Origin of the sequence: Pseudomonas atagonensis (genome assembly GCF_011369485.1) — a bacterium.
In the GTDB taxonomy this organism is placed as follows: Bacteria; Pseudomonadota; Gammaproteobacteria; order Pseudomonadales; family Pseudomonadaceae; genus Aquipseudomonas; species Aquipseudomonas atagonensis.
This window is the reverse complement of record NZ_VXCA01000002.1, coordinates 1-11,117: the sequence shown is the minus strand read 5'-3', so window position 1 is coordinate 11,117 and position 11,117 is coordinate 1. Positions and strand designations below refer to the sequence as shown.

8 protein-coding genes are annotated in these 11,117 nt (G+C 57.8%); 2 read left to right on the top strand and 6 right to left on the bottom strand.

Annotation, left to right across the window (positions count from 1 at the left end; translation table 11 throughout):
* Positions 1-149: 149 nt before the first annotated feature.
* Genes maiA through hmgA form a run of 3 tightly spaced genes read right to left on the bottom strand, consistent with a single transcriptional unit; the run spans position 150 to position 3,400 of the window.
* Positions 150-785, bottom strand: a complete 636-nt coding sequence (maiA, locus tag F2P67_RS00660) for a maleylacetoacetate isomerase (RefSeq protein WP_166216029.1) — start codon at positions 783-785, stop codon at positions 150-152.
* A gap of 12 nt (positions 786-797) precedes the next feature.
* A complete protein-coding gene (gene fahA, locus F2P67_RS00655; RefSeq protein WP_166216027.1) occupies positions 798-2,102 on the bottom strand; it encodes a fumarylacetoacetase in 1,305 nt (434 codons plus the stop codon).
* 2 nt (positions 2,103-2,104) lie between these two features.
* Positions 2,105-3,400, bottom strand: coding sequence for a homogentisate 1,2-dioxygenase (gene hmgA, locus F2P67_RS00650; RefSeq protein ID WP_166216025.1), 1,296 nt, complete (start codon positions 3,398-3,400; stop codon positions 2,105-2,107).
* Between the two features lie 163 nt (positions 3,401-3,563).
* On the opposite strand from hmgA, the gene F2P67_RS00645 reads away from it, so the two are divergent.
* Positions 3,564-4,352, top strand: coding sequence for an IclR family transcriptional regulator (locus F2P67_RS00645; protein WP_166216022.1), 789 nt, complete (start codon positions 3,564-3,566; stop codon positions 4,350-4,352).
* A gap of 25 nt (positions 4,353-4,377) precedes the next feature.
* Here F2P67_RS00645 and F2P67_RS00640 read toward each other — a convergent pair whose 3' ends face one another.
* Positions 4,378-7,881 carry a dermonecrotic toxin domain-containing protein gene (locus F2P67_RS00640; RefSeq protein ID WP_166216021.1) on the bottom strand — a complete coding sequence of 1,168 codons (3,504 nt, stop codon included), beginning with the start codon at positions 7,879-7,881 and terminating at the stop codon, positions 4,378-4,380.
* A gap of 173 nt (positions 7,882-8,054) precedes the next feature.
* Positions 8,055-10,139 carry a helix-turn-helix transcriptional regulator gene (locus F2P67_RS00635; protein WP_246226448.1) on the bottom strand — a complete coding sequence of 695 codons (2,085 nt, stop codon included), beginning with the start codon at positions 10,137-10,139 and terminating at the stop codon, positions 8,055-8,057.
* Positions 10,140-10,266: 127 nt separating this feature from the next.
* Between F2P67_RS00635 and F2P67_RS27685 the strand changes: the two genes are divergently transcribed.
* On the top strand, positions 10,267-10,545 hold the full coding sequence (locus F2P67_RS27685) for a hypothetical protein (RefSeq protein WP_246226447.1): 279 nt from the start codon (positions 10,267-10,269) through the stop codon (positions 10,543-10,545).
* 201 nt (positions 10,546-10,746) lie between these two features.
* Here F2P67_RS27685 and F2P67_RS00630 read toward each other — a convergent pair.
* Positions 10,747-11,117: DUF1329 domain-containing protein (locus tag F2P67_RS00630; protein ID WP_166216015.1), on the bottom strand; the 371-nt coding region annotated here is incomplete at its 5' end.

Here is an 11,117-nt window from a genome sequence, read left to right as displayed (position 1 = left end):
TGTCTTCACCGAGTGCCAGCAGACCCATGATTCCAACTGTGGGAGGGGGCTTGCTCGCGAAAGCGTTATGCCAGAAACCACCCCTGTGGATGGCTTACCGTCTTGGGGAGCAAGCCCCCTCCCACAAGGGTTCCTCACTCATTACAGGTTTACGGTGTGTCTGGCTGGTTGGCCGGATGGGCCTTGATGAAGGCTGAATGCTCGGCCGCCAGCGCGGCTACCCGCCGAATCCGTGGATAAGCCTCAAGCGAAACATTGAACCGCTCGGCCGCATACAACTGCGGAATCAGATACACATCAGCCACACACGGCCACTCGCCAAAACAGAAGCCGCTGTCGCCGATCAACTGCTCCACCGTCGCCAGTCCCTGGCTGATCCAGTGGCCAATCCACTCAGTCACCTGCACTTCGTCGTGCCCCGACTGACGCAGGCGATTGAGCACGCTGACGTTGTGCAGCGGATGCACATCGCAACCGATCACCGCCGCCACGCCGCGCACATGGGCGCGAGCGGCGAAGTCCTGCGGCAACAGTGGCACCTGTGGATAACGCTCTTCCAGGTACTCGATGATCGCCGGCGACTGAATCAGCAATTCACCTTCGTCCGTGCGCAAGGCCGGCACGCGCCCCTGCGGATTGATCGCCAGAAACGCCGCTTGCCGATGCTCGCCCCCCTGCGGCGCGATCAGATTGACCGGCAGCGCCCGAAAGTCGAGGCCCTTGAGCGCCAGCGCGATCCGCACCCGGTACGACGACGTGGAGCGGTAATACGTGTAGAGATCCATACTCCGCTCCTGTCAGCGCGCGGCCACGACGGTGCCACGGCATTCGCCGAAACCGATCGGGGCAAAACCGTCACGCACGCAGCGAGCGCGCAGGATGACTTCGTCGCCGTCTTCAAGGAATTTGCGCACTTCTCCGGACGCCAGTTCGATCGGTTTTTTGCCGCCCTCGGTGATTTCCAGCAGGCTGCCGAACTGACCGTTTTCCGGGCCGGACAAGGTGCCCGAACCGAACAGGTCACCGGCCTGCAATTGGCAACCGTTGACGCTGTGGTGCGCGACCATTTGCGCGACGGTCCAGTACATGTAGCGGGTGTTGCTCAGGGTCAGGCGATGGGCCGGCAGGTTCTGCTCGCGCATTTTCCCGGTGAGCAGCAGCACTTCCAGTTCGATGTCGAAGCCACCGCCATCCTGATCGCGCTTGTCGAGCAGGTATGGCAGCGGTTGCGGATCACCTTCAGGACGCGCCGGTTGTGCGGTGCGGAACGGTTCCAGAGCCTCGGCAGTGACGACCCACGGCGAGACGCTGGTGATGAAGCTCTTGGACAGGAACGGGCCGAGCGGCTGGTATTCCCACGCCTGGATGTCACGGGCCGACCAGTCGTTGAGCAGGCAGAAACCGGCAATGTGTTCAGACGCATCACCGATGGCGATCGGCTCGCCCATCTCGTTGCCCTGACCGATCCAGATCCCCAGTTCCAGCTCATAGTCCAGACGCGCGCACGGGCCGAAAGTCGGCTCGGTCGCACCGGCTGGCAAGGTCTGGCCTTTCGGGCGGCGCACGTCGGCACCGGAGGCGCGCACGGTAGACGCACGACCGTGGTAGCCGATCGGCACGTGTTTGTAGTTCGGAAGCAGGGGGTTGTCCGGACGGAACAGTTTGCCGACGTTCTGCGCGTGCTCGATGCCGACGTAGAAGTCGGTGTAGTCACTGATGCGCGCCGGCAGGTGTAGCTGGCAATCGGCGGCCAGTGGCAGCAGTTTCGCGCCCTGGGCTTCGACGTTGCCACGATGGGTGCTGCCTTCGCTGAACAGTTCCAGCAGACGTTCGCGCAGGGCAACGCGAGGGTCGCGACCGAGTTCGAAGAACGCGTTCAACTGACCGCCATGCATGGCTTCGACTGCACTGCGCGCGACGCCGTCGAACAGCCCAGCCTCCAGTGCCACTTGCAGATCGAAGATGTGCTCACCGATTGCCACACCGGCACGCGGCGCCGAACCGTTGAGGCTGAACACGCCCAGCGGCAGGTTCTGCAAAGGAAAATCGGTGTGGCCGTTCGCCGAAGCCACCCAGCTGCGGGTGATGGAAGTCTGAGTCATGGTTATCTCCGGGTCGGGTCGAACGTGGCGGGCAGCGTGGCCCAGCAGGCATCGTAATTGGATTGCAGTTGCGGGCAGTCGAGGGCGAAGCGGCTTGGGCGCAGCACCTGGCTGGTCTCGAACATGAACGCCATGGTGTTATCGATTTTCGAAGGTTTCAGCTCGGCGTTGATCGCTTTGGTGCAGGTCTCGCCGTCCGGGCCGTGGGCGCTCATGCAGCTGTGCAACGACGCGCCACCGGGCACAAACCCTTCAGCCTTGGCGTCGTATTCGCCTTGAATCAGGCCCATGAATTCGTTCATCAGGTTGCGGTGGAACCACGGCGGACGGAAGGTGTTCTCGGCGACCATCCAGCGCGGCGGGAAGATCACGAAGTCGAGGTTGGCCAGACCGTGCACGCTGGTTGGCGAGGTCAGCACGGTGAAGATCGACGGATCCGGGTGGTCGAAACTGACGGTGCCGATGGTGTTGAAGCGGCGCAGGTCATATTTGTACGGCACGTTATTGCCGTGCCAGGCGACCACGTTCAGCGGCGAGTGATTGAGTTCGGTGGCCCACAACTGGCCGAGGAACTTCTGTACCAGGGTGGTCGGTTGCTGCAGGTTTTCATAAGCCGCGACCGGAGTCAGGAAGTCGCGCGGATTGGCCAGGCCATTGCTGCCGATCGGCCCCAGATCCGGCAGGCGCAGCGGAGCGCCATGGTTCTCGGCAATGTAGCCGCGTGCATGAGGATCGAGCAGTTCCACGCGAAATTTCAGACCGCGCGGCAGCACGGCGATTTCCAGCGGGGCCACTTCGAGCACACCCAGTTCGGTGGCGATGCGCAGGCGCCCGAGTTGCGGCACCAGCAGCATTTCGCCGTCGGCGTTGAAGAAAACGCGCTCCATCGAACGGTTGGCGGCGTAGTTATAAATACTGATCCCGGCGGGCTTATCGGCCCCCGAATTGGCCGCCATGCTCACCAGACCGTCGATGAAGTCGGTCGGCTCGTCCGGCATCTCCAGCGGGTTCCAGCGCAGGCGATTGGGCGTCACTTCACCCAACGGCCCGCCCGCCAACTGTCGCTCCAGTTTGACGAATGCCGGGTGATTGGCCGACGGCTGAATCCGGTACATCCAGGTGCGCCGCGCTTCACTGCGGGTCATGGTGAACGCGGTGCCGGAGAACAGTTCGGTGTAGAGGCCGTAAGGGGCTTTTTGCGGAGAGTTCTGGCCAACGGGCAGTGCACCGGGCAACGCTTCAGTGCTGAATTCGTTGCCGAAACCGGACTGGTAAGCCAAGGCTGAATCGAGGTTCATGGAGCCTCCTGAACAGGGAGTCGGCATGGCCGGACGCTCTGGATCAGAGGTCTTGGCACGCCGGGGTTATTTTTATCGTAATTCAATTACGCATAACGTAATTTGCTCGCTATCCAGCGTCAAGCTATAAAGACGCCCATTCGATCCGGAACCCGGCAGCACCATGGAAAAAACCAGCGACAGCAACGGCAAACAGAAAGTCCGCTCCGCCGAAGTCGGCACCGACATCCTCAAGGCCCTGGCCGAGTTGTCGCCGTCCACTTCGCTGTCGCGCCTGGCCGAACACGTGCAGATGCCAGCGAGCAAGGTTCACCGTTATCTGCAGGCGTTGATCGCCAGCGGTTTCGCCGAACAGAACGCCGCTACCAACCATTACGGTCTCGGCCGAGAAGCGCTGCGCGTGGGTCTGGCCGCACTCAACAGTATGGACGTGCTGAAAGTCGCCGCCCTGCCGCTGTCAGAACTGCGCGACGAACTCAACGAAACCTGTTTTCTGGCGGTGTGGGGCAATCAGGGTGCCACCGTCGTGCACATCGAACCGGCCGTGCGCGCGGTGACGGTGGTCACGCAGTTGGGGTCGGTGTTGCCGCTGCTCAGCTCTTCGACTGGCCTGGTGTTCAGCGCCTACCTGCCGCATCGCGAAACCGATGAACTGCGCGCACAGGAAATCACTGTCGCCGGGCATCCGCTGAAAGACGAAAAAACCTACGCAACGCTGTGTGAACAGATCCGCGAACGCGGCCTGCACCATGTGCATGGCTTGCTGATGCCGGGGGTGGATGCGTTGTCGGCGCCAGTGTTTAACGCGGTCGGGCAAATCGCCGCGGTGTTGACCATCGTTGGCCCGACGTCGCTGTTCCACGCCGACGAAAACGGCCCGGCGGCGCAGCGGTTATTGGCTGCGACGCGGGCCGTGAGTTGGCGGATGGGGTATGAGGCCCCACCCAGTTGATTCATCGTGTCTGAATACAGTCTCGTCAACCGATCAGGCGAGTGGTGCTCTCCACGGTCGCGGGAGGCGCAGCCACTGCCGTGACATAACCGATGCCCACCGGAACACCGGTGACCGTCGACACCAGATCGGCAATGTCCTTGATGCTGGACAGCAGACCTACGCCCGTCGCAGCGCTGCCAATGGCCGAGACTTTGCCGATGTACAGACTGATGGCGCCTTTCCACGCGGCGGCGAAATAAGCATTGGCGCTAGAAGAATCGCCGTGGCTAGAGGCGACGATGCCCTGAATCACTGATTGGGTGATCCGCAAGACGCTCGCTACCAGCCCTACCGGTGGCACAAACAACGACACCACCTCAATCGCGAAGTCGATGAGAATCTTCGCGTCCTCCCATACGGCCTCGGCGGGGCTGGTGGTTTGATAATCCACATCGGCAATGAAGCGGCCGATCATGGCACGGTATTCATTCTCGAAACGGCGAATCTGATAACTGTTGGTCAGAGAGGGTTGAGGCAGCAACGTCGACGAGCGCCAGTATTTCTCGATCGAGTTTTTTACGATGCCCCGGTGCTCCATACGAACAAGTTGCAGCAGATGACGATTGAAGGCGAAATCACGCAGCCGCGCAGGCAAGTCTTCAAGTGCAATAAAGTCTTTTTCATCGCGGGTGCCGGGCACATAAACGATGAACTCCTTGCGGCTGCCGACTGCTCGTCCAAACACGTAGGCGCCATGTAAAAGCCGACCTTCGAGTGTGAACTCGTAAACCCCGATATCCGGTGCGCCGCTCGTATTCATCGCTTTAGAAGGCAGGTCTTTTTCAAGTCCCTCGATCATCGCCTTCAGCCAGTTGAACTGCTCTGCGGACAGACTCCCTTTCATTTTCTGAGTGAGGGCAGACCTCAACATTTCGACTTGCTTGAGCTTGCGGTAATAGTTGACGTTGAGTTCAATGCCCGGCGTATCAAGGAATCGCGCTTGCAGATACTCCAGATACCGTTCACCGGGGAGCAGATCGATGAGATCGGTGATGACCTTTGCGTTCAGCGCCGCAATGGGCTGGCCGGAGAATGTCGAAAAAGAGGCCTCTCTCAGCCGATCCTTGAGGTCTACGATTACCCCGCCACCCGGCATGATGTTGAAGTAGATTCTCTCGAAAATGGAGACGTCGCTGCGCCACAGTTGCCACTGAATGAACAAGTTGGTCAAACTGATTTTGGAGCTTGCATGAAACTTCACCCATACCTCATCCGGATCAATTTCAGGATGATTGCCAGATCGGTTCAAATACTGATTCAACGCTTTCTTGACCAGCGTTCGGGAGAACGAATGGAACGGCGTAATGTCCAGCTGTCCCTTTGAAATCTGATAAACAGCCTTGAAATCAGCATTGAGTCGGTTCAGCAGGTTTTGATCACTGACAGAAGACTCCCGCCACCAGCGCGGCGAGAACGTTTCGACCTCCTCATCCGCCCACCGGATGGAATTGGCGACACTGGCCATCAGCGGTCCAGATTCCGTCCACCGTGCCAGTTCGAAGAACTTCCACCAATTCTCCAGCGCGATATCCGATTCGCTTTTTACTTTTTCAAAATCATCGAGACGACTGTTTTCACTGGCGTAGAGTTTCGACTTCAAATAAGTGCGCTCCTCACTACTGAGCGCCCAGCGCAATAGTTGTCGTTGCATGCGCTCCAGGTCCGCAAACTCAAACCATTCCTGCCCACCTGGAAAATCCGGAGCATACAAAACATAACCGGACTTGCTGACCGCGAAGTCCCTGCGCCGATACACCATCAATCCGTGCATCGGTTTACTCTGAGAGCCCAATGTAACACCGAGGGTTTCGATAGATGTATCGCCAAAGTTGTAACGCTGCACCATGTCATGCGCAGCTGGGCTGACATGCTTTTGCAAAATCGCGGAAAATATCGACAACGCTGTTTTACGCCCCGACACCTCTCTTAGCGATTCTGTAACTTCTGGCCGGGCATACACTTGTTGCCTGGCGGCGTTATAAGTCTGGCGAACATTCAATGCTTGAATGGAACGTAGAATGCTTGCGGGGTTAAGCTTTGGATTATCAGACTTTTCCTCCAGCGCTATTTCATTCAACGCCTCTTTATCATAGGCGCCGTACAGGTAAACCTGAGTCAATGTCTTACGCTCATTGATCTCTATTTTCTTGCCATCGGCCAATGTCACCATATGTCGGGTTTTGACAAAAACGGTATCCGGGTCGACGCGCTCATCGGTTCCCGGAGAAAGAAACTCTTCGGCCTTATATCGGGCATACGCCTGAAACGAAGCCACTGTTTTGGTCAACTCATGGAGATCGACTTCACTGCGCAGCAGTTCACGCTCAAGGCCTGCATGCAGTTCCTGATTGGTGACATAAGCTGACTTCAACCAATGTGGTCGGGCATTGGCCGACATCAACTTCATCAGCGACGCCGTTCGGTTACGCGCATCGATAAGCATGCCTTCCATCGATAATGCAGCGCCGATTTCGAGTAGTCGCTCTTCGTTCGCTGCACGAACGCTTTCCATCTGACGCAAGTGATAGGTGACATTGGCCCGTTGCTTTGAACGCTCGCCTTCAACGCAAGTAGAAAAGATATCTTTGTCAATTCGTGGATATCGAATTTCAAGTAGGTCACCGACCTGCTCGGCATCGGACCGTGACAGGTATCCAATCAGTTCGGCACGGCTCTCCGATGCCTGCAGACGTTTTGCCAAAGTCTCATGCAACGCCGCCGATGTGCTGAATTTTTCGAGACCTCTGCCCGGTGTGTACAACACCACAGCGTTATCCGGCTTCGGAATGATCGCCCCCAGCGACTCGCCACTTAATCGCAGGACGAAGACGGAAGCCAGCGGAGCAAACTGGCCACTTTTCAACTTGATAGAGACATCATGAAAGGCACTGGCCACAGCAGGACTGGTCAGTCGGTTGATCGCTTCCTGATCGGTTGGCGACAAACCGCCCTCAGCGGTCAGCAGGGCCAGTTCGTGCCAGAACAGCCGAGTATGCTGGACGCGCAACACGTTGAGGGCCGTGGGCAAAACGCGTCCATTGGCATCCTTTCCCTGCGGCGCGGACCAATACCGGTCGAGCATCAACGCGAATTGTTCTGGTAGCCCCTGTAGCAGTTCTGCAATCATCAATCCTACCGTCTGAACAGTCAGGGTTGGGTGGCGATCGGCGTCATCGTTTGAATTGCGCCATTCATAAACACCGAATTCAGCAGGGTTATAAACCGGAGCACGCCCCTCCAGCAGACTTTGAAGCAGCACATCGAGTATTGCGCCGACGGGTTCTCTGGTTGACGCATTTTTATTGCTGTGATTATTGATGAAGACTTTACTGACATACACGTCGGGATCAATTTTCTGCAGGGCAAACAGCAAAATATCCTGGAGAATGTTTTTGAAGCCCGGCACTTTAACCAACTGAATGGACAGCTCTTTATTAGCTTCCATTATTTCAGCCAACCGTTCTTGCACGCTTTTATCTTCAGCCATTAGTTCTTTCTCTGATCATTTGTTTGCAAAAGCGAGGTCAGCAACCCCACCGATTCGCAGAAAACTTAAACCAGAGAAAGCCAATAAGACACCGACACCCCCTTACAAGTTATGTAGAGCAGTCCACGACCACCTATCCTGCAACACACTTATTTCTCTGACGATTCAAAGGCTCAAAGAAAGCCCAACAACCGGGCCTTCGCAACCGCATGTGTTCTGCGCTCCACAGCCAGCTTTCCGTATATTCTTCTGACGTGAGTTTTAACAGTGTGCAATGAAATATAAAGGTGTTCGGCAATCTGTTGATTTGAATGACCACTGGCAATCAACTTCAAGACTTGCTCCTCTCTTGCACTGAGCAGTGCATCGACAACGTGTTGTTTACTATCATTTTCAATAAAACCGCTTGTGCCCTCGATTCGAAACAACTCGGGGAGGCGTAACTGCGACTGGCGCAACATAAAAGGTGCATGGCAATGCCGGATCAACTCCAACCCACGGTTCAGGGCCACTTTGGCCAGGGCATGACTACCGTGCACCCAATAAACCTCGGCCATTGCCAATTGCAACTCTGTCTCGAGTCCTCGCGCGCCTGTATGTCTCGCCTGCTCGGCAAGATCACTGAGTTGCTGCTGCGGATTGACTGCACATTGAAGTTGAACTTGCGCCAAAACCAATAGACATTCGATTCTGGCAATCAGCGATATTGTCGCAGGCGGCGCCTGTCGTGCCTGCGCACCACGAAAATGCCGCAACACCCGGGTCGCAGCCTCCAGCACCAGCTCGGTACGCCCCTGCTGCAACCAGAGCTGGCAACTGACCTGCAATAGCGCACCACGATAGACACAATCTGGAATCTGCCACTGCTGCATCAAACGTTCAGCTTCACGCAATCGCATGAACGCCTGTGCATAGTCCTGCCGATTGGCCGCCAGATACGCCTGCCCGAGAAAACCGTTGAACACTTGCTTGTCATGGCTGTGCAGACAATCGGCCAGCCCGCCCTGAAACCATTCGGCGGCGTGCTCGTCCTGTCCCATGAACAGCGTCAGGCGCCCGCGACGCAAAGCGATCCGGCCCAGCAAGGGCACTGGCCGCTCAAAACATTGCATCAACAACGTTTGTACGCCTGCCAGCAAGTTGTCGGCCGCCACAAAAGCGCCGCGCTGTTCGAGTAACTGGGCGTGATCCAGCTCCAGCAGCCCTTCAAACACCAATGAGCTGCGTTCTCTGGCCAGGCACAGTGCATCGCGATTGAGTGCCTGCGCAGCATTCAGCTCACCAGCTTGCAGGGCTTGCTGGGTCAGGCCCGACAAGCACAGGACACGTAAAATCCATTGATCGCAATCAAGCTCGGCCAACGCCTCAAGGAAATGCTGGCGTGCGCTGTCCTTACGCCCTTGCACATGTAACAACCAGCCTTGCTGGGCTTGCCAGCGCGCCACCAACTGTCGCTGTGAGTGCGCAGCTGGCTGCGGTGAAAACCGGCATAGCTGTTCGATACAACCGGCGGCCTGGTCGAACCGTCCGGCGAACAACAAAGCGGCAGTGATCATGCCGATACGCTGCGCGGCACCAAAAAACGATTCTTCACCTTGCTGCTCGTATAACTTCAAGAGCAGCACCACTGTCTGATCCTCGAACAGATGCTCGAAGCTCAGATGCTGCAGCAGACTCACCGCCACTTCGTATTCTTCGGCAAGCAATGCCTGCTCGAATGCCGACCGCCAGTCCTGACTGGCGGTGAACCACTGGCACGCGCGTCGATGCCACGAGCGTCCCGATGACCCGTGCGCATCGCGCATTACGCGCGACAGCGGTGGAAACACCCGCAACCATTCGCTCGACGCCTGCCAAGGCTCAATGAAGCAGCCGAGCACTTGCAGCCAACGCAGGTGTTGCGCGCCCTCTCCGGCACCGAACAGGTGCTCGCACAACGGCGCGTTGAAACGAGGCATATGTGCCAGCACTCGCCAGACTTCCGCCTGCTCCGCAGTCAGATTGCTGAACAGCTCGTGCTCAAGGTAATCAAGCAGCGTGTCCACACGCTGTTGCGACTGAGAGCCTTGTGACCAGTCGCATTTCTGCAATAGCGCCATACGCACTCCGGCGCACCAGCCTGAGGTGCGCTGGACAATACGCACCGCAATGCTGTCCGCTTGCTCGGGAGGCAGGTGTCGCAACGCTTGGGCAATTTCTTGGGGTATGAGCGCCAGCGTCGCGCTTTCGCACTCGTACAGATCATCCTCCAGCAGCAACCGTGGCCAGTTGCACTGCGGGCGCCTGCGCGTGCCAATCCACCAGGTCAACGCCTGACTGCTGTGCGCCAACAAGCGATCCAGAAGGGCATCGAGCGCGGAGTTGGGCAAGCGGCAAAAGTCGTCGATGAACAGCCATGTCGGTTGTGACCAGCGCGCCAGCGCAGTCATCAGCCCCGCCTCGCCCGTTTCGGTCAGCCCCAATACTTCCTCCAGTCGACGGCAAAAAGCCTCGGGGCTCAATGTCGTCCCTGCAAGAGGCAACCAGTGCACCACGCACTGGGGCGGCGCCTGCAACAGGCACTCCGTCAGCAATGCGCTTTTGCCGCTGCCAGCAGGTGCGCAAATCAACTTGACCCGCGCCACCGAGGCCAGCAATGGTTCGCTCAATCGCGGGCGCAATTGATGATGAGAAGACTGTCTGGGCAAAAATCCGGAGCGATCCAGACTCATAGTCATGGCGGTCATCGAGTGAGCCTTTTTATCGTTGTGCCGTCACCCTAGCCCTCTCCGGACCGCTTGTTGACGAGTATTCAGCACGCTGATTGACGCCCATAAAAAAGGCGACCACCCGGTCGCCTTTTGCCCTGCTGATGTATCAGAACCGTTACCGCACGCCCTCTGCTCGCAAGGCCGAAGGGGTGTAGTCGGCAGCCTTGGCTTCGAAGCCGAATTCGAAACTGTGCTTCTCTTCGTTCTTCATCCCCAAAGCAATGTAGCGACCGGCGATGATGTCGTAGAGCGCTTCGAGGGTGTAGGCCTGCGCCTGGTGATCGTAGTAGTACTGCGCGTGACCTTCGGCAACGCGCCACAGTTGTCCGCGACCGTCGTAATGGTCGGCCAGTGCGACCTGCCAGCTGTCTTCGTCGATGTACATGTGGCGTTTGGCGTAGATGTGCCGCTCGCTCGGCTTGACCGTACCGATCACTTCCCACACGCGGTGCAGCTCATAACGCGTCAGGTCCTGGTTGATGTGGC